Raw genomic sequence first — 17,107 nt, 5'->3', positions numbered from 1 at the left:
AGGTTCAAGGAGGAGAACGCTGCTGACGAACATGGCCATCACCGAAGTTTCAGTGTCGCCAGGCCCGCCAAGGCGAGCAGGATGGCGATGATCCAGAAGCGGATCACCACGGTCGATTCTTTCCAGCCTTTCTTCTCGTAATGATGGTGCAGTGGCGCCATGCGGAACACGCGCTTGCCTGTGGTCTTGAAGCTCACCACCTGAATGATCACTGAAAGCGTTTCGAGCACGAACAGCCCGCCGATCACCAGCAGCACCAGCTCATGATTGGTGATCACCGCGACTGTGCCGAGCGCGCCGCCCAATGCCAGGCTGCCGGTGTCGCCCATGAACACCATCGCCGGCGGCGCGTTGAACCACAGGAATCCCAGACACGCCCCGATCAACGCCGCACAGAACACTGCCAGTTCACCGGAACCGGGTACATGGTGGATGCCGAGATAATCCGAAAAGCGGATGTTGCCGACGAGATAGGCGATCACGGCAAAGGCCGCCGCTGCGATGATCACCGGCATGGTGGCGAGGCCATCAAGGCCATCGGTAAGGTTCACGGCGTTGCCGAAACCGGTCACGATGAAAGCAGCAAAGGCAATGTAGAACAGGCCCAGATAGAGGCCGGCGTCTTTCAGGAAAGGCAAATAGAGGGTGAAACCGGTGCGGCTTGCGATCCACGAACAGGCGAGGCCTGCAATCAGGAACTCCATGGCCAGGCGGGTCCGGCCGGAAACGCCCTTGTGGCTCTGCTTGGTCACCTTGTCATAATCATCCATGAAACCGATAGCGCCGAAACCAAGCGTCACCAGCAGGCTGGCCCACACGAAGCCATTGCCGAAATCCATCCACATCAGCGTGGAAATGGTCATGCCGATCAGGATCAGCAGGCCGCCCATCGTCGGAGTGCCGCGTTTGGTGAGCAGATGCCATTCCGGGCCGTCTTCGCGGATCGGCTGGCCCTTGCCCTGCTTGGCGCGCAGCATGTCGATGAAGCGGGGGCCGAGCACCAAGGCGATGGCTAGGCTGGTCATCAGCGCCGCGATCGCCCGGAAGGTAATGTAACGGAAGATGTTGAACAGGCCTTCATAGCCGGCGAGATCGGCAAGCAACTTGATCATGGCATCATGTCTCCGCTGGCCAGCGCCTCGATGACGCGGGCCAGCCCGATCGAATTGGACCCCTTGACCAGCAGCACGTCATCGGCGGCGATCAGGCGGGCAATCTCGGCGCGCGCCGCATCGGCATCGGCGACATGCCGCACATCGATGCTGCGACCTAATGCTGCGGCCAGCGGCTTCATTTCAGCGCCGACCAGCACGGCGGCGGCAACGCCGGCTTCGCAAATGTGCGTCGCCAGCCCCGCGTGGAATTCATCCGACAGCGCGCCCAGTTCCTTCATGCTGCCCAGCAGCGCCAAGCGGCGGCCGTGGCGCGCGGGCGTCACCGCCTTCAGCACAGCGAGGCTGGCCGCCATGCTGGCCGGATTGGCATTATAGGCTTCGTCGATCACGATGGCCTGACCGGCACCGGCGGCCACCCGCAGCCGGCGGCCGCGACCGGGCAGATCATTGAGCTCGGCCAGAGCCAGGCCAGTCAGCGCCAGATCACCGCCCGCTGCCTGCACCCCGGCCAGCACGGCCAGCGCATTGTTGACCCAGTGGCGGCCGGCCATGCCGATCTTGAAGGTGAGCGTGTCGTCTCCGATACGCGCCGTCACGCAGCTGCAATCGGGGTGCAGCGCCACTTTCTCGGCGTGCACGTCGGCGCCGTCGTTCAGTCCGAAGCGCACCACCTTGGCGCCAGCATCGGCGGCGGCGCGGGCCAACAGATCGGCGTGGGGATTGTCGTGCGGGATGATGGCGGTGCCGCCCTTTGAAAGCCCCGCAAAAATCTCGGCTTTCGCCATCGCGATATCGGTTTCGGTGGCGAAGAATTCGCGGTGCGCCGATGCCACCCAGGTGACGATGGCGATGTGCGGGCGCACCAACTGGGTCAGTTCGGCCAGTTCGCCGCTGTGGTTCATGCCCATTTCGAAAACGCCAAAGCGCGGCTCTTCTGGCATCCGCGCCAGCGACAGCGGAACCCCGGTGTGGTTGTTGTAACTTTTCACGCTGGCATGCACGGCATCCGGCGCAAAGCGTGACAGAGCCGCCTTCAGTGCTTCCTTCACCCCGGTCTTGCCGACACTGCCGGTCACGCCGATGCGGGTGGCGCGGCTGCGGTCGCGCGCGGCAGCGCCCAACGCGTTCAGGGCGACCATCGTGTCGGCCACGCGGATATGCGCTGCGTCAACCGCCTCGCTCACAAGCAACCCGGCGGCGCCGCGTTCCAACGCCTTCCCCACGAAGCGATGTCCGTCGGTGGCTTCGCCCTTGAGCGCAACAAACAGGTCTCCCGCCGCGACCTCGCGGCTGTCGAAGGTGACGCCATCGGCCACGAAGTTGCCGTGCGCCGCGCCGTGGCAGGCTTCGGCAATTTCGGCGCTGGTCCACAGGCTCACGCTGCGCACTCCCGCGCCACGGTTACATCGTCGAACGGCAATACACGATCCCCGACGGTCTGGCCTTGCTCATGGCCCTTGCCGGCGATCAGCACGATGTCACCGGCAAGGGCCATGGTAATGGCCGCGGCAATTGCCCGGCGGCGATCCGCTATTTCCTGTCCGCCGGGCGTGGCAGAGAGGATGGAGGCGCGGATGGCCGCCGGGTTTTCACTGCGGGGATTATCGTCGGTTACAACGACGACATCGGCATGGGCGGCCGCAGCCTCCCCCATCAGGGGACGCTTGCCGGCGTCACGGTCGCCGCCGGCCCCAAAAACGATGATCAGCCGGCCCGTCACATGCGGGCGCAGCGCCGCACAGGCTGCGATGATGGCATCGGATGTGTGGGCATAATCCACATAAACGGCAGCACCTGAACGCGTAATGACCGCGCGCTCCAACCGACCGCGCACGCCCGACACACGGGCGAGATTGCCCAGCGTCTGCTTGATGTCGCCGCCAGTGGCGATCACCAGCCCGGCGGAAACCAGCGCGTTGGCGGCCTGGTAGGCGCCGATCAGCGGCAGTGCGATTTTATGGGTCTGGCCGCCGGCTTCGATGACCAGATCCTGGCCCAGCGCCGTGGGATTGCGCTTGATCAGCTTCAGCGTTTCGCCGGTTTCACCCACGGTGAGCAGTATGAGGCCGCGCTGGCGGGCGGCAGCGATCATGCGGGCCGACCAGTCGCCATCGTCGGCCCAGATCACTGCATGGCCGCCAGCGTCTACCACGTCCGACATCAGGCGCGTCTTGGCGGCGAAATAGGCCTCCATGGTGCCGTGGTAATCAAGATGGTCGCGAGAAAGATTGGTGAAGGCTGCGGCCGTGACCGGCAGACCCTCGGTGCGATACTGGTCGAGCCCGTGGCTGGAGGCTTCGAACGCGGCGTGGCTGATGCCTTCACGCGCCAAGCCGGCCATGGTGGCCAGAAACGTCACGACATCGGGCGTCGTCAGGCCGCCGGTGCCATCGCGCGGGGAAACGCTGTCATAACCGGTGGTCACGCCCAGCGTTCCGATGCTGGCAGCGCGGTGCCCTGCCGCCTGCCACAGCTGGCGGGTGAGTTCGGCCGTGCTGGTCTTGCCGTTGGTGCCGGTGATGGCAACCGTGGTGGCCGGGAAGGGCGCGAAATAGCGGGCGGCCAGCGCGGCAAAGGCCCGGCGGGGATTGGCGTCGGCGACATGGACAGCGCCGTCTACCCTGACTTCGGGGCGGGCCACGATGGCGATGGCGCCGGCGGCAATGGCGGCGGGGATATAGTCCTCACCATTCACCCGAACGCCCTGGAAGGCGCCAAAGATGGTGCCGGGCGCGACCTTGCGGTGATCAAGCGCAAAGCCGGTGACGATTTCATCACCGGCTTTGCCTGCATTGGGGAGGAGCGCGCCGAGCCGCATCGCTATTCCTTGGCTTCGACGGCGGCCGGCAGCAGGCCGGTCAGATCCAGATCGCGATTGGGTTCGGGCACGACACCCAAAGGAGGTGCGATGCGGCGGATGATGTTGTTGATGGTCGGCGCCACCACCATCCCGGCGGTGCGGGAGCCGTAGGTGGATTTGCTGCCGCGCGGATCGTCGATCATGGCGACCACGACATAGCGCGGCGCATCGACGGGAAAGACAGCGGCGAAGTTCACCACATTCTGCCCGCGCACATAGCGGCCATTCTCGATCTTCTCGGCCGTGCCGGTCTTGCCGCCCACACGGTAGCCAGGCACGTCGGCCTTGCGACCGGTGCCCTTGGTGACAACCAGGCGCAGCAGCCGGCGCAATTCCATGCTTGTGCGTTCCGAAAACACCCGTCGGCCTGGCTGCACCGCGGCCGCATCGCGCTTCAACAATGTGGGCGCACGGTAGATGCCGCCGTTGACCAGCGTGGCATAGCCATTGGCCAGGTGCAGCGGCGAGACAGTGAGCCCGTGGCCATAGCTGATCGTCATGGTGGCGCTCTGGCCCCAGTTCGACAGCGGCGGGAATTGCGGGCGGGCCTTTTCCTTCAGCTCGACCTCGACGGGCTTCAGGAAGCCCAGCTTGTCGAGATATTCGCGCTGGCGATCACGGCCCAGTTCCACCGCCATGCGGGCGGTACCGATGTTGCTGGAATAGATGAAGATTTCCGGCACGGTGAGCCAGCGGTTCTTGGCGTGATCGTCGCGGATGCGGAAACCTGCAACATAGAGCGGCGCGGTGGCGTCATACAGCTTCTGCAGGTTGGTGAGCGTGCCGGTTTCCAGCGCGGTGGCGATGGTGAAGGCCTTGAAGGTGGAGCCCAGTTCATAACCGCCCAGCGTCACCCGGTTGAAACGGCTGCCGTCGTCGTTCTGGGTGGTGTATTTGGTGCCATCGGCGCGCTGGCCCGGCACGTTGGGGTTGAAATCCGGCAAGGACACCATGGCCAGCACTTCGCCGGTGTTTGCGTCCATCACCACGCCGGCGGCGCCCTTGGCGTTCTGATCGGCCACCAGCGCGGCCAGTTCACTTTGCATCGCCTGCTGCACGCGCACATCGATGGAGAGCGCCAGTGGCGCCGCGCGCTGCACCGGATCGGCGAGGCGCTGGTCAAAGGCCTTCTCCACGCCAATCAGGCCATGGCCGTCATCGTCGGTATAGCCCAGCGCCTGCGCGGCGAGGTTGATGTTGGGATAGAGGCGTTCGGCTTCCCGGGTCAGCTCGATCGCCGGTTCGCCCAAGTCATTGATTCGGCGGGCCTGGCCGGGCAGAACGCGGCGGGCCAGATAGCGCAGGCCCTTGGATGAGGTGAGGTCGGTCAGGATTTCGTCACGGCTGCGTTCCGGCAGGATTTCAGCCAGCTTGGTGGCCAGCAGTTCCGGATCTGAGGTGAGCCGGCGCGGGATGACGGTGATGGCATAGGCTTCAAAGGTACGGGCCAGTTCAACGCCGTTGCGATCAGCAATGTCACCGCGCGGCGGGGCGGCGCTGATCAGTTTGGTTTCGCTTCCGGGGGTGCCCTGGATCACGGAAAGATCGATCAGGCGCACCAGAATGATCAGCGCCAGAACCGGGAACAGCATGATCAGGAAGGCCAGCCGTTGCCGGGCCTGGGCGCGCGCCGCCACCCGTTCCCCAGCCACTGCCGGGGCGGCACCGATCAACGGATCATTGCCGGGGATACTGGCCATCAGGCCTCCCCGTCCTGCGGTTCAGCCGGCAGCATTTCCGATTCGATAACAGGGGCTTGCGCGTCACCGAAACTGGTGCGGACCAGGCGCGCGGCGCTGCCGGGCTGTGCCGGTGCGGGGCCAGACTGTGCCGGCGGGCTGCCGGCCGCTGGCGGCAGGCTGCCGGGCGCTGCCGGGCCAATTCCGGCCACCGCGAACTGCACGGTCGGCGCGGCATCGGGCCGGGCGGCAAAGCTGGCCAGCTGCACCGGCGAGCGCAGAATCTGCCCGCCCTGCGGCGCCGCCAGCTGGAACACGGCATCATTCCAGCGCTGCAATTCCGGCAGGCCAGCGCGGGTGCGCAGCTCGGCTTCCAGTTCGCGCACGCGTGACGTGTTTTCCACCAGTTCGAAGTTGAGCTTGGTCACCGCCCGGCGTTCGGCGGCGGCGCGGGTGGTGATCACCTGGGCCCCGGCGACGACGATCGTGGTGCCGGCAATCCACAACAGAGCCGAAACATACTGCCTCATGTGCGGCCTCCCTCGATTGCGGTTCCCCCAAGGACTCCCCACGCCGGGGCGGCGGTGCGCACGGCACTGCGCAAGGTGGCGCTGCGGGCACGCGGGTTGCGGGCGATCTCGGCGGCCGAGGGGCGCACGGCCTTCATCGGCTTTTCAAAGCTGGCGGCGCGGGTGGGCGCGGCCAGTGGGGCGTGGCGCGAGGCGGCCGGCGCATGGCCCGACCGGTCGCGCAGGAAATTCTTCACTCGCCGGTCTTCGGCGGAATGGAACGAGACAACCGCCAGCCGGCCGCCGGGCTTCAGCAACCGTTCGGCGGCAACCAGCCCGGCATCCAGCTGGCCCAGTTCGTCGTTCACATGGATGCGCAGCGCCTGGAAGCTGCGGGTGGCGGGATCCTTGCCCGGTTCACCGCGGCCCAGCACGCGGCGGATCAGCCCGGCCAGTTCGCTGGTGCGGGCAAACGGCCGATCGGCCACGATGGCGCGCGCGATCCGGCGCGAAGCGCGCTCGTCGCCCAGATGGAAGAGCACGTCGGCAATCTCTTCCTCGCTGGCGCTGTTGATGAAATCGGCGGCGCTCATGCCTTCCTGGTTCATCCGCATGTCGAGCGGGCCATCGGCCTGAAAGGAAAAGCCACGCTCTGCCGTGTCGATCTGCATGGAGGAGACGCCGATATCGAAGGCGATGGCATCAACCGCCGTCACGCCATGGTCGGCCAGTCCTTCCGCCAATTCCGAAAACGGCCGGCGGATCAGGGTAACATCATCGGCGCCGGCGATATCGGCATTCAGCACATGGGCCTGCGGGTCGCGATCAAAGCCATAGGCGTGGCCCAAACCATGCGCCCGGGCTGCGCGCAGATAGCCGCCGGCGCCCAGCGTCGCGTCGACATAGAGATCGCCGGGCTTCAGCGCGAGCGCGGCCAGCACTTCGGCCAGCAACACGGGGATGTGCGGCGCCGCACTCATGCGACCGGGCCATCGATGGGCAGGCCGCGGGTTTCCAGTTCCATCTCGATCTGGATGCGCTGCAATTCGGGCAGGCCCGGCAACGCCTTGAACGCCCAGGGATCCCACAGTTCGAAATAATCGAAGCCGCCAACAAACCAGACATGGCTGGTGATGCCGCTGACCCGGCGCAGCACCGGGGAGAGCACGATACGGCCGGCATCATCGATGCTGTGCGGCTGGGCTGAACCAAACAGATAGGCGCGCTCGTCAAAGGCTTCGCGGCTGCCGGTGTCGCTGTGGCGGGCTTCGTGGGTGGCGTGCAGCTGTTCGGCAAACAGCGTGTCGAACGCCATCAGGCAGCGGCGTCCGGCATGACCCGGCCCGACCAGCACCTGCTTGCCGCCGGACTTCGCGGTGAGGACGTCGCGGAAGCTCGCCGGCACAGACAGCCGGTTCTTCGCGTCAACCGCGTTCAGCCCATAACCAAGATACGAATTTGCCGACACCCCATACCCCTGCCGCGGGGTGCCGTTGCAGCCAATTTCGTCCCGATATTGCTGGGTCGATGAACGGCTGCACGGCGGATATACCCGCTGTTGAAAACGGATGTATCATGGGATTTGATGGGAGCCAATGGAATCTGATGGGCAAATGCCCGCTTAAATGGGGACATCCTTGGAGGAATGTGGCCAATTGGGGCGATGTTCCCGCCTTGTTCTGGGGTGGTTTGATGCTTGATTTGGGTTGTGGATAAGTCTGTGGGGCAGCACGCGCTGGATTCGCATGGGATTGGCCCCCACCGGGCCTGCCGATTCGCCCCGAATGCGCGGCGAATCTGGGCTTTTCACTGCTCTTCAGCCGGCCGTGTGGCCGGGCCGGGGGCGACGCCGAGCACGGCCAGGGGCTCACCGGCGCCGGGCTGTTCCTCGCGGCCGGTCGGGCCCAGGCCGGCGGCGGCGGCCAGAACGATCAGGAACACGGCTGCCAGGCCAGTCAGGCCCCAGCGCAGACGCTCCCCGCTGCGGCGGGCGCGCAGATCGGATGCAGGCGAGGTTGGGGGCAAATCCATCACGCTGATTCTACGCCCTGGGGTCAGGCTGCGGCAAGCCCCTTCGCCGCCAGCCAATCCGGATTGTAGATGGTCGAAAGATAGCGCAGGCCGCTGTCGCACAAGATGGTGACGATCACATGGCCCGGCCCCATCTGGCGCGCCAGTCGCACCGCGCCTGCCACGTTGATGCCAGAAGACAAGCCAAGGCAGATGCCTTCTTCGGCATTGAGCCGGCGCACCCAGTTCAGCCCTTCCGTATCGGGCACCCGGAATTGGGCATCCACGTGCAATCCATCGAGATTGCCGGTGATGCGCGACTGGCCGATGCCTTCCGACACGCTTGACCCTTCGGCCTTCAGTTCGCCATGGGCAAACCAGTTGAACAGGGCAGCGCCCTCGGGATCGGTGAGCGCGATGGTGACATCGGGCTTTTCGGCGCGCAGGCCCAGCGCCACGCCGGCCAGCGTGCCGCCAGTGCCCACCGCGCAGGTGAAGCCATCGATGCGGCCTTTGGTTTGTCGCCAGATTTCCGGGGCGGTGGTGCGGATGTGCGCCAGCCGGTTGGCGACATTGTCGAACTGGTTGGCCCAGATCGCGCCCGGCGTTTCCCCTGCGATGCGGCGGCTGGTGTGCACATAATGGCCGGGGTTGGCATAGGGGGCGGCCGGCACCAGCACCAGTTCGGCACCCAGCGCGCGCAGCGTGTCCATCTTCTCGCGGCTCTGGGTTTCGGGCATGACGATGATGGTTTTATAGCCACGCGCCGCGCCCACCACCGCCAGGCCGATGCCGGTGTTGCCGGCAGTGCCTTCCACGATGATGCCGCCGGGTTTGAGCAGGCCCTGTTTTTCCGCATCCTCAATTATGCCCAGCGCGGCGCGGTCCTTCACGCTGCCGCCGGGATTGAGGAATTCTGCCTTGCCCAGGATGGCGCAGCCGGTTTCCTGGCTGGGGCCCTTCAGGGTGAGCAGCGGCGTGTTGCCGATCAGGCTGATGATGTCGGGGGCGATATGCATGGGGCGCTTTTACGCCCGCGCCGGCCTTGCTCGCAAGGAAGCATAGGGTCAGGACCCATTAATTCCATGCCCCGGCACGGCCCGCTGTGCCGGGGCGCTGCGGGCCGCCCTACGGGTTGAACGGGGAGGCAAAATGGCGGCGTCGGACGGCCTTGCCGGGGGGCGCTGCCCCGCCTGCGGCCGCCCTCCTTGCCATTTTGCCTCCCCGTTCAATGACGGGGTATGGAATTAATGGGTCCTGACCCTAGTTGTGCCTTGGCAAAGCCCGGCTAGAGTAGCGCCAAGATGCGCCCCCTGATCATGCCTGCCCTTGCCCTGTTGTTGGCTGCCTGTTCCGGCGGCCGGCCCGGCGGCGATCTCGACGTGGCGGTGGTGGGCGAAGGGCCGCTGGCCGAAGAACTGGCGCAGGAAGCCAGCCGGGCCACGCTGATCCGGCGCGGCAGCGGCGGCGAAGTGGTGGCTGGCGTGGCGACGAGCTGGCGCTTTCTGGATGACGGCGACGATCTGATCCTGCGGCTGGCGCCCTTGCGTTGGCCGGGCGCGGGCGAAAAGCCGGGGCTGGAACTGGTGGCGCAGGATGTGGCCCTGGGCCTGCGCCGCAGCGGCAATGAGGGCCGCGCTGCCCTTGCCGCCGCCGGGCTGAGCAAGCGCGGCACCGCCCGTGCGCCCATTGCCCGCGTGGTGGAGCTCGCGCCGCAACCAGCCACCCCGCTGCTGCTGGATTGGCTGGCCGAACCGGCGCTGGCGGTGCGTGATCGGCGTGGTCGGCTGTTTCCCGGGCCGTATGTGCTGGAAAAGGATGGCGGGGCCTGGCGCCTGCAGCGCCGCAGTGAACGGCCGCTGCCCGATGCCCGCGCCGCCAGTATCCGTATCGCGTCCGTCGACGCTGCCGCTGCGGTTTCAGCCTTTGCCAAGGGCGAGGTGCAGCTGGTGCTGGGCGAAGGCCTGGCCGGGCTTGGCGCGGCGCGGGCGGCCGGGCAGGGGCGGGCGTTGAAGCTGGAGACGGTGCCGGGCGTGATTGGGCTGGCCATCAATGCCAAAAGTGGCCTGCTCACCGATGTGCGGCTGCGCCGCGCGCTGCTGTTGGCCGCCGATGGCGCGCCGATGGCCAATCGGCTGGCGCTGGCCCTGCTGGTGCCGCAGAACCGGTTGTGGGATGGCCTGCCGCCGCCCAGCGACGATCGGGCGCGCCCCGCCGAGGAGCGCCGCGCGCTGGCCGCTGCGCTGCTGCGGGAAATTGGCATCGGGCCGGAACAGCCGCTGCGCCTGTCGCTGCTGGTGCCAGCCGGGCCGGAATTTCAGGCGCTGGCCGAAACGCTGGCGGCCAATCTGCAGCCGCTGGGCATCAGCCTGGCCGTGCAGCGTGCGCGCCCCGGTGGTTTTGCCGCAGCGCGGCGCAGCGGCGCGGCCGATCTGGCGCTGGTTGAACAGACGGCGCGTGTGGCCGATGTGGTGGCGCACTTGGATCAATGGCGCTGTGGCCGGGTGCGCCCGTGCAGCGCGGCTGCTGATCGCCTGCTGGATGACGCGGCGGCGGGCAATGATCTCACCGCGCGGCAGGCAGCAGCGGCAGCGGCGGAAGCGGCGCTGATGGCCGATCCGGCGTTCATTCCGTTGCTGCGGCCGGTGCGCTGGGCGCTGGTGGCGAATGAACTGTCAGGGTTCCAGGCCAATCTGCTCGGGCGTCATCCGTTGGGCCGCATTGCCGGCGATGGCCGCTGAGCCTGCAACCTTTTCACGGGTGCTGCGAGGTTCGGGCATGTCCACGCGCGTCTGCAGCCATGACCAGTGACGAGGCCACATTGGCCCGGCTGATGTGCGCGGCCCAGGCCGGCGATGCCCTTGCCTATCGCCAGTTGCTGGGGATGGCAGCGCCGCTGCTGATGCGCTGGTTCCGGCGCAGGGTGGCGCCGGCTGATCTGGATGATCTGGTGCAGGATACGCTGCTGGCTGTGCACCAGCGCCGGGCGAGCTGGGATCCGGCGCGGCCGTTCCTGCCGTGGCTGGCGGCGATCGCGCGCTATCGCTGGGTGGATCGTCTGCGCCGCGCCCGGGTGCGCGATACCGATGCATTGTTCGATGATATTGCGGTGGAATCGGGCGAAGCCGCGCTGATTGGCCGGCTGGGCTGTGATCGGTTGCTGGCGCTGCTGCCGGGGCCCCAGGCGGCGGCCATTCGCGCCGTGAAGATCGAGGGACTGAGTGTGAACGAGGCGGCGGCGCGGCTGGGCCAATCGGAATCGATGATCAAGGTGAATGTGCACCGCGGCCTGAAACGCATGGCCGCGGCGGTGGACGAGGATAGGTGATGGCTGAGTTTTCTCCCAACCAGCAGCTTGAGGCGCTGATGGATCGGCTCGCGGCCGATGTCGCGCCGGTCCAGCCGCTGGAAGACCGGCCCACCATGCTGGTGCTGGCCACGCTGTTGCTGGTGGCGGCGGTGCTGATGCTGGCCTGGCTGGGGCTGCGGCCCGATCTGATGGCCGGGCAGCCGCATCCGATGTTCCTGCTGCGCTGTGGCACGTTGGCGGTGCTGGGGCTGGTGAGTGTGGCCGCCGTGCTGGCCCAGGCGCATCCCGGCGTGGGTCGCAGCAATGCCGGCTGGAAAGAGGCGGCGGCGATGGCGCTGCTGTTCCCGCTATCGGGCGCGATCATGGCGCTGGATCAGCCCGAACATGCCATGTCGATGGCCAGCGCTGCCAGCGGCTGGGAATGTTTGCGGATGAGCTTGGCGACCGCTGCCTTGTGCGCGGTGCCCATGGTGCTGCACCTGCGGCGCGGTGCGCCGGTGGCGCCGCAGCGCGCTGGCCTGCTGGTGGGCCTGGCCGGCGGCAGCCTGGGCGCGCTGGCTTACAATCTGCACTGCCCCTATGATTCGATGGTCTATACCGGGCTGTGGTACGGTCTGGCGGTGGGCATTGCCGCGCTGGCGGGGCGCCTGGTGGTGCCCCGCCTCGTGCGCTGGTAGCGGTTCAGCACTGCTTGACGGTGCCGCGGCCGATCTCGCGGCCGGCCAGAGCACCGGCACCGGCGACGAGCGCCGTCTGACCGACATTGCCGCCCAGCAGGGCCGTGCCGACACCGGCAATCACCGCACCGGCAACGGCGCCGCGCGCCTTGGCGCGTTTCTTGGCACGCTGGCACTGGGCCAGCGTGTTGTACTGCTTGCCGTTATACTCATACAGCGTCGGCTGGCCCTGCTGGGCAAAGGCCGGCGTGACCGAAGGCAGCATCAGGCCCAGCGAAACCGCAAGCATCAGGGGGGTACGCATCATCATTCTCCTCTTGCACGGCCTGTAAACCAGGGCGCATGCTTGGTGGGTTAACCGTGGGCGCACTTTCCGATCACAGCAAGCGTTATCTTAAGGTTCAGCCGATGTTCAAGCTGGCAGGTGAAAGGTGAATTCATGATGAAGCAGATGATCTTGCCGGTTCTTGCCCTTCTGGCCAGTGCGCCGGCCTTCGCCCAGCCTGCCGGACCGGCAGACGAGTATGTGCCCGAAATACGTGACGCCGTTGCCGCCGCCGCGCTGGCACCGCCGGCGATGGACGCGCGCCTGATGCCGACTGCCGCGGATGCGGCGGCGCTGCCGCCCGGCTGGAAGCCGGCCACCGCAGAATCCTGGGCGCCGGCCACGGCGCAATCCTGGCAGCAGCTGGCACAGGTGATGCCGGCCGTGCAGAGCCAAGGTTGGCAACAGGGTTGGCAGCAACCACCGCCGGTGCAGGTGGTGCACACGCGCACCGTGGTGCCGGTGCCCGTGCCGGTTGCCTATGGCGGTTGGGGCGGCCCGGCCTATGGCGTGCCGATTGGCTGGGGTGGCGGCTGGAACAGAGGTTGGAACCGTGGTTGGAATCGAGGCGGCTGGAATGGCGGCTGGGGCCCGGGCGTGGTGATTGGCGGCGGTTTTGGCGGCGGCTGGAACCGTGGCTTTGGCGGCGGCTGGGGTGGCGGTCGCGGCTGGGGCCGTTGCCGCGGTACGGGCGGTGGCGCGCTGGTGGGCGGCATTGCCGGCGCCAGCATCGGCTATGGCCTGGGCAATCGCTGGGATCGCACGCCGGGCGTGATCATCGGCGGCCTGGTTGGCGCGCTGGCTGGCAGTGCGATCGAGCGTTCAGGCTGCTGGGTCGGTAATCGCCGCCAGAAAGGCCGGCCCCCAGCTCTCCAGCTTCACGGCGCCCACGCCGGGTATGCGGGCCATGTCGGCCATGCTTTGCGGGCGGTGGGCGGCCATGGCGCGCAGGGTTGCATCGGCAAACACGATATAGGGCGGCACCCCGGCATCGGCGGCGAGTTGCCGGCGCAAGCTGCGCAATTCATCGAACAGGGCGCGATCCTGCGGTGCCACATCGGCGCCTGCCGCGCTGCTGCTGGCTTTTGCTGCCCGGCGCGGCTCCACCTGCTTCAAGTTGATGGCCACTTCGCCCTTCAGAATCGGCCGCGCGGCGGGGCCCAGCATCAGGCCACCATGCTGGGGATCACGCTCCAATGCGTCGATGGCTTCAAGCTGGCGGGCCAGGCTTTTCCACTGATCGGCGGGCCAATCCTTGCCGATGCCGAAAAGCGGCAATCGGTCGTGGCCGAATTTCTGCACTTTTTCCGTCGCCTTGCCGCCCAGCACCTCGATCAGGTGCCCGGTGCCAAAGCGCTGCCCGGTGCGATACACCGCCGAAAGCAGCTTGCGCGCGGCTTCAGTGGCATCTAGCAGCGTGGGCGGGTTCAGGCAATTGTCGCAGTTCCCGCAGGTGGCCGGCGCGGTCTCGCCGAAATAGCGCAGCAATTCCTGTCGACGGCACCCCGCCGTTTCGAGGAAAGCAATCAGCGCGTTCATGCGGCGGGCTTCGTTGGCCTTGTGGGCATCACTGCCATCGCCGGCCGCGATGAAGCCGCGCAGCCGGGCGACATCCTCGCCGCCCCAGATCAGGTGCGCCACGGCCGGATCGCCATCGCGCCCGGCGCGGCCGGTTTCCTGGTAATAGGACTCGATCGATTTGGGCAGGCCGGCGTGCACCACGAAACGCACATCGGGTTTGTTGATGCCCATGCCAAAGGCGATGGTGGCACACATCACCATGTCTTCGCTTTTCACGAAATCCGCCTGGTGCCGGCTGCGGATGCCGGCTTCCAACCCGGCATGATAGGGCCGGGCGCGGTAGCCGGCTTCCACCAGCCAGTCGCAGATCTTTTCGGTGGCCGCACGCGTGGGGGCATAGATGATGCCAGCGCGACCGGCTTGGCCGGCCATGAAGGCCAGCAACTGGCGATGCAGGGTGTCGCGCCCCACCACGTCATAGTGGATATTGGGCCGATCAAAGCCTGAAAGCGTGATGCGATCGCTGGCAATGCCCAGCTGCAGCGCGATGTCGGCGCGGGTCTCGCGATCGGCGGTGGCGGTGAGCGCAATGCGCGGCACGCCGGGCAGGGAATCACAAAACGGCTTCAGGCGGCGATATTCGGGGCGGAAATCATGGCCCCACTGGCTGACGCAATGGGCTTCGTCGATGGCGATCAGGGCGATTTCCGTGCGCTGCACCATCTGGCCGAAACCATCCGAAAGCGCGCGTTCGGGCGAAACATAGAGCAGATCAAGCTGGCCATCGACAAAATCGCGCCACACCTGGCCGCCATCGGCCGATTGGCTGTTCAACGTGCCGGCACGCACGCCCTGGGTGTGCAGCGCCTGCACCTGATCTTCCATCAGCGCGATCAACGGCGAGATCACCAGCGCCGTGCCGGGCCGCACCAGCGCCGGCACCTGATAGCACAGCGATTTGCCCGCCCCGGTCGGCATGATCGCCAGGCAGTCGCGGCCAGCAATCACGTCGCTGATGATCTGTTCCTGAGGATCGCGGAATTCGGCGTGGCCGAACACACGGTGCAGGATTTCATGGGGGGTCATGGCGCCGTGGATAGCGAAGGCGTTTCGCACCTGCTATGCTTTTTCCACGAGGCGCGTGGCGATTTCCCTAGCCGGCCAATATGCTGGGCTGGCAACCCTGCTGCTGGTGGCGATCTGGATCTTGTGGACAGAGCTGCGCCCGCCAGCCACCGCCGCCAACCAGCCCCGGCACAGCATCGCCATCACCGCCGCGCCGCTTGCCGGCGCCGGCAGCAAGATCGGCCCGTTCCGCCTGACGAGCGCGGCTGTGCTGACCAGCCCGGAAACATCGTTCGGCGGCCTTTCGGGCCTCGCCGCGCTGCCGGATGGCCGGTTGCTGGCGGTGACCGATGCCGGGGATTGGCTGCTGTTCCGCCCCGGCGCACCATCGGGTGAAATGGGCAGCATCAGCATGCCCGGCGACGTGAAAAGCGATCGCGATGCCGAAGCGATTGCCTTCACGCCGGATGGCCGCACGCTGATCAGCCTGGAACAGCAGCACCGCATCCTGGGCTTTGCCGGCCATGGCCCGCCGCTGACCCCGGTTGGCGCGCCGCTGTATCGCACCGATACCATGGGCTGGCCGCCCAACGGCGGCGGCGAATCGCTGACGGTGCTGGGCGATGGCAGCCTGATCTGGATTGCCGAAAATGTCGTCTCGGCCAATGGCGCGCGCACCGCGCTGCTGGTGGCGCCGTCTGGCTCCACCCGCCGGATCATGACCGATGCGGTTGATGGCTTTGCGCCCACCGATGCAGTGGCGCTGGACGAAACCCACCTGCTGGTGCTGCACCGCCGCTTCACTGGTGCCGAAACCGCCGCTGCGATCAGCATCGTCGATCTGGCACCGGTGTTGGCCGGCGGCAGCGCCGCGCCGCGCCGGCTGCTGGCGCGCTGGGGGCGGGATGGCAAGTGGTCGGTGGACAATATGGAAGGCATCGCACTGGTGCGCCGCAAAACCGGGCCGCCGATTGTCTATCTGGTGTCCGATGACAATTTCTCGGCCGCGCAGCGCACGCTGCTGTTGCAACTGGAGATCATTGCGCCGCTGCGGTGACGCTGCCGGGGTGCCACATTGACCAGAAATTCGGCGCGTCACCATGCTGCCATTCATTGCGCACGGCAAAGCCATGCGCCTGATAAAGGCCGACGTTGGATGGCGTGGCGGTTTCGAGATAGCAGGGCTGGCCTGCGGCGCGGGCCAGGCCTGCGCGCAGTAGTGCGCCGCCAATGCCCGTTCCCTGTGGTTCAGGGGCGACACCGATAAACTGCAGATACCAGTGCGGGCGGCGATCGTGCTGATGGTCCATGGCGCCCATCAGGCCCAGCGTGCGCGGCAGGGCGGTGGTGAAGGTGGCGACAAGGCGCGGCAGGTTGGCGATCAGGCTGGTGGTGGGCAGCCCCCAGGCCCCCGGCGGTCGCCACAGCGCGGCGCCGATGATGCGGCCGTCGCTGGCGCAGGCGACATGGGCCAAGGGCAGCCGGCCGTCGGCACGGGTGATCAGATCAAAGAATCGGGTCAGCCGGGCGGGGCGCCGGGCGGCATCGGGGAAGATCCAGGCCAGCGCCGGATCATCGATGAAGGCAGCGGCCAGCACGGCGATGATGGCCGGGCGGTCTGCCAGCGTGGCGGGTCGAACACGGGGTTGGGGCGCATGGCCGGCAGCATAAAAGATGCAGGCACAAACAAAAGCGGCCCAAACAAAAGCGGCCGGACTTGGTGCCCGGCCGCCTTGGCGAATCACAAGAGCAGCGCGGCCTCAGGCGGCGGCGGTCAGCTTCTTGTTGATTTCCTTCTTCAGCTTGACGCAGCGGTCAGACAGAAGCTCGTCCTTGGTCTTGACCAGCCAGTTATCAAGGCCGCCGACATGTTCCACCGAACGCAGGCCGTTCATCGACACGCGCAGACGCACGCCCTTGCCCAGCGCATCAGAGATCAGCGTCACGTTCTGCAGGTTGGGCAGAAAGGTGCGCTTGGTCTTGTTGTTGGCGTGGGACACGTTGTGGCCAACCTGGCGGCCCTTGGCGGTCAATTC

18 protein-coding genes and 1 pseudogene are annotated in these 17,107 nt (G+C 66.9%); 5 read left to right on the top strand and 14 right to left on the bottom strand.

Annotated elements, in window-relative coordinates; translation table 11 throughout:
- Positions 1-38: 38 nt before the first annotated feature.
- The 9 genes from mraY to Q7O19_RS09120 form a co-directional block, all read right to left on the bottom strand.
- Complete coding sequence (gene mraY, locus Q7O19_RS09160) at positions 39-1,112, bottom strand: phospho-N-acetylmuramoyl-pentapeptide-transferase (RefSeq protein WP_273461445.1); 1,074 nt, start codon at positions 1,110-1,112, stop codon at positions 39-41.
- Positions 1,109-2,503, bottom strand: coding sequence for a UDP-N-acetylmuramoyl-tripeptide--D-alanyl-D-alanine ligase (gene murF, locus Q7O19_RS09155; RefSeq protein ID WP_303810078.1), 1,395 nt, complete (start codon positions 2,501-2,503; stop codon positions 1,109-1,111). The genes mraY and murF overlap by 4 nt, the downstream gene beginning before the upstream one ends.
- On the bottom strand, positions 2,491-3,933 hold the full coding sequence (locus Q7O19_RS09150) for a UDP-N-acetylmuramoyl-L-alanyl-D-glutamate--2,6-diaminopimelate ligase (protein WP_303810077.1): 1,443 nt from the start codon (positions 3,931-3,933) through the stop codon (positions 2,491-2,493). Before Q7O19_RS09150 ends, murF begins: the two co-directional genes overlap by 13 nt.
- Positions 3,934-3,935: 2 nt before the next feature.
- Positions 3,936-5,675 carry a penicillin-binding protein 2 gene (locus Q7O19_RS09145; protein ID WP_303810076.1) on the bottom strand — a complete coding sequence of 580 codons (1,740 nt, stop codon included), beginning with the start codon at positions 5,673-5,675 and terminating at the stop codon, positions 3,936-3,938.
- Positions 5,675-6,184 carry a hypothetical protein gene (locus tag Q7O19_RS09140; protein WP_303810074.1) on the bottom strand — a complete coding sequence of 170 codons (510 nt, stop codon included), beginning with the start codon at positions 6,182-6,184 and terminating at the stop codon, positions 5,675-5,677. Before Q7O19_RS09140 ends, Q7O19_RS09145 begins: the two co-directional genes overlap by 1 nt.
- On the bottom strand, positions 6,181-7,143 hold the full coding sequence (rsmH, locus tag Q7O19_RS09135) for a 16S rRNA (cytosine(1402)-N(4))-methyltransferase RsmH (protein WP_303810073.1): 963 nt from the start codon (positions 7,141-7,143) through the stop codon (positions 6,181-6,183). Before rsmH ends, Q7O19_RS09140 begins: the two co-directional genes overlap by 4 nt.
- The gene (locus Q7O19_RS09130) at positions 7,140-7,631 is read right to left on the bottom strand and encodes a division/cell wall cluster transcriptional repressor MraZ (protein ID WP_156874482.1); all 492 of its coding nucleotides are present in this window, start codon (positions 7,629-7,631) and stop codon (positions 7,140-7,142) included. The genes rsmH and Q7O19_RS09130 overlap by 4 nt, the downstream gene beginning before the upstream one ends.
- Before the next feature lie 338 nt (positions 7,632-7,969).
- Positions 7,970-8,194 carry a hypothetical protein gene (locus tag Q7O19_RS09125; RefSeq protein WP_303810071.1) on the bottom strand — a complete coding sequence of 75 codons (225 nt, stop codon included), beginning with the start codon at positions 8,192-8,194 and terminating at the stop codon, positions 7,970-7,972.
- A 23-nt stretch (positions 8,195-8,217) separates the two neighbouring features.
- Positions 8,218-9,192 (bottom strand): cysteine synthase A, encoded by a 975-nt coding sequence (locus tag Q7O19_RS09120; RefSeq protein ID WP_303810068.1) that lies wholly within the window; start codon positions 9,190-9,192, stop codon positions 8,218-8,220.
- A 285-nt stretch (positions 9,193-9,477) separates the two neighbouring features.
- Here Q7O19_RS09120 and Q7O19_RS09115 point away from each other — a divergent pair, with 285 nt between their 5' ends.
- The 3 genes from Q7O19_RS09115 to Q7O19_RS09105 are packed head-to-tail and all read left to right on the top strand — an operon-like array spanning position 9,478 to position 12,160.
- Complete coding sequence (locus Q7O19_RS09115; protein WP_303810066.1) at positions 9,478-10,914, top strand: ABC transporter substrate-binding protein; 1,437 nt, start codon at positions 9,478-9,480, stop codon at positions 10,912-10,914.
- A gap of 59 nt (positions 10,915-10,973) precedes the next feature.
- Positions 10,974-11,501 carry a sigma-70 family RNA polymerase sigma factor gene (locus Q7O19_RS09110; protein WP_303810064.1) on the top strand — a complete coding sequence of 176 codons (528 nt, stop codon included), beginning with the start codon at positions 10,974-10,976 and terminating at the stop codon, positions 11,499-11,501.
- Complete coding sequence (locus Q7O19_RS09105) at positions 11,501-12,160, top strand: DUF1109 domain-containing protein (RefSeq protein WP_303810063.1); 660 nt, start codon at positions 11,501-11,503, stop codon at positions 12,158-12,160. Before Q7O19_RS09110 ends, Q7O19_RS09105 begins: the two co-directional genes overlap by 1 nt.
- A 4-nt stretch (positions 12,161-12,164) precedes the next feature.
- Here Q7O19_RS09105 and Q7O19_RS09100 read toward each other — a convergent pair whose 3' ends face one another.
- Both Q7O19_RS09100 and Q7O19_RS09095 read right to left on the bottom strand, forming a co-directional pair.
- On the bottom strand, positions 12,165-12,467 hold the full coding sequence (locus tag Q7O19_RS09100) for a hypothetical protein (RefSeq protein WP_303785006.1): 303 nt from the start codon (positions 12,465-12,467) through the stop codon (positions 12,165-12,167).
- A 47-nt stretch (positions 12,468-12,514) separates the two neighbouring features.
- Entirely contained in the window at positions 12,515-12,829 is a 315-nt protein-coding gene (locus tag Q7O19_RS09095; protein ID WP_303810062.1) for a hypothetical protein, read from the bottom strand.
- Between Q7O19_RS09095 and Q7O19_RS09090 the strand changes: the two are divergent.
- A pseudogene (locus tag Q7O19_RS09090) lies at positions 12,738-13,292 on the top strand (hypothetical protein); the annotation flags it as partial. The gene Q7O19_RS09095 and the pseudogene Q7O19_RS09090 sit on opposite strands and share 92 nt — an antisense overlap.
- 15 nt (positions 13,293-13,307) lie before the next feature.
- Here Q7O19_RS09090 and recQ read toward each other — a convergent pair.
- Positions 13,308-15,092 (bottom strand): DNA helicase RecQ, encoded by a 1,785-nt coding sequence (gene recQ, locus Q7O19_RS09085; RefSeq protein WP_303810061.1) that lies wholly within the window; start codon positions 15,090-15,092, stop codon positions 13,308-13,310.
- Positions 15,093-15,147: 55 nt separating this feature from the next.
- Between recQ and Q7O19_RS09080 the strand changes: the two genes are divergently transcribed.
- The gene (locus Q7O19_RS09080; protein WP_303810059.1) at positions 15,148-16,128 is read left to right on the top strand and encodes an esterase-like activity of phytase family protein; all 981 of its coding nucleotides are present in this window, start codon (positions 15,148-15,150) and stop codon (positions 16,126-16,128) included.
- Here Q7O19_RS09080 and Q7O19_RS09075 read toward each other — a convergent pair.
- Together Q7O19_RS09075 and rpmB are read right to left on the bottom strand one after the other, a co-directional pair.
- Positions 16,109-16,669, bottom strand: a complete 561-nt coding sequence (locus tag Q7O19_RS09075; protein ID WP_303810058.1) for an N-acetyltransferase — start codon at positions 16,667-16,669, stop codon at positions 16,109-16,111. The genes Q7O19_RS09080 and Q7O19_RS09075 overlap by 20 nt on opposite strands.
- 162 nt (positions 16,670-16,831) lie before the next feature.
- A partial coding sequence (gene rpmB / locus Q7O19_RS09070) for a 50S ribosomal protein L28 (protein ID WP_303810057.1) occupies positions 16,832-17,107 on the bottom strand: 276 nt, incomplete at its 5' end.

It is taken from the genome of Sandarakinorhabdus limnophila DSM 17366, from assembly GCF_945882885.1.
GTDB lineage: Bacteria > Pseudomonadota > Alphaproteobacteria > Sphingomonadales > Sphingomonadaceae > Sandarakinorhabdus > Sandarakinorhabdus limnophila_A.
The sequence above is the reverse complement of the archived record's forward strand: the minus strand, read 5'-3'. Positions and strand labels throughout refer to the sequence as shown.

Bases quoted from the DNA above. Each gene is read 5' to 3' on its own strand.
- mraY (WP_273461445.1), bottom strand. From the start codon at position 1,112: ATGATCAAGTTGCTTGCCGATCTCGCCGGCTATGAAGGCCTGTTCAAC.
- Q7O19_RS09150 (WP_303810077.1), bottom strand. From the start codon at position 3,933: ATGCGGCTCGGCGCGCTCCTCCCCAATGCAGGCAAAGCCGGTGATGAA.
- Q7O19_RS09145 (WP_303810076.1), bottom strand. From the start codon at position 5,675: ATGGCCAGTATCCCCGGCAATGATCCGTTGATCGGTGCCGCCCCGGCA.
- Q7O19_RS09140 (WP_303810074.1), bottom strand. From the start codon at position 6,184: ATGAGGCAGTATGTTTCGGCTCTGTTGTGGATTGCCGGCACCACGATC.
- rsmH (WP_303810073.1), bottom strand. From the start codon at position 7,143: ATGAGTGCGGCGCCGCACATCCCCGTGTTGCTGGCCGAAGTGCTGGCC.
- Q7O19_RS09125 (WP_303810071.1), bottom strand. From the start codon at position 8,194: ATGGATTTGCCCCCAACCTCGCCTGCATCCGATCTGCGCGCCCGCCGC.
- Q7O19_RS09120 (WP_303810068.1), bottom strand. From the start codon at position 9,192: ATGCATATCGCCCCCGACATCATCAGCCTGATCGGCAACACGCCGCTG.
- Q7O19_RS09115 (WP_303810066.1), top strand. From the start codon at position 9,478: ATGCGCCCCCTGATCATGCCTGCCCTTGCCCTGTTGTTGGCTGCCTGT.
- Q7O19_RS09110 (WP_303810064.1), top strand. From the start codon at position 10,974: ATGACCAGTGACGAGGCCACATTGGCCCGGCTGATGTGCGCGGCCCAG.
- Q7O19_RS09105 (WP_303810063.1), top strand. From the start codon at position 11,501: ATGGCTGAGTTTTCTCCCAACCAGCAGCTTGAGGCGCTGATGGATCGG.
- Q7O19_RS09100 (WP_303785006.1), bottom strand. From the start codon at position 12,467: ATGATGCGTACCCCCCTGATGCTTGCGGTTTCGCTGGGCCTGATGCTG.
- recQ (WP_303810061.1), bottom strand. From the start codon at position 15,092: ATGACCCCCCATGAAATCCTGCACCGTGTGTTCGGCCACGCCGAATTC.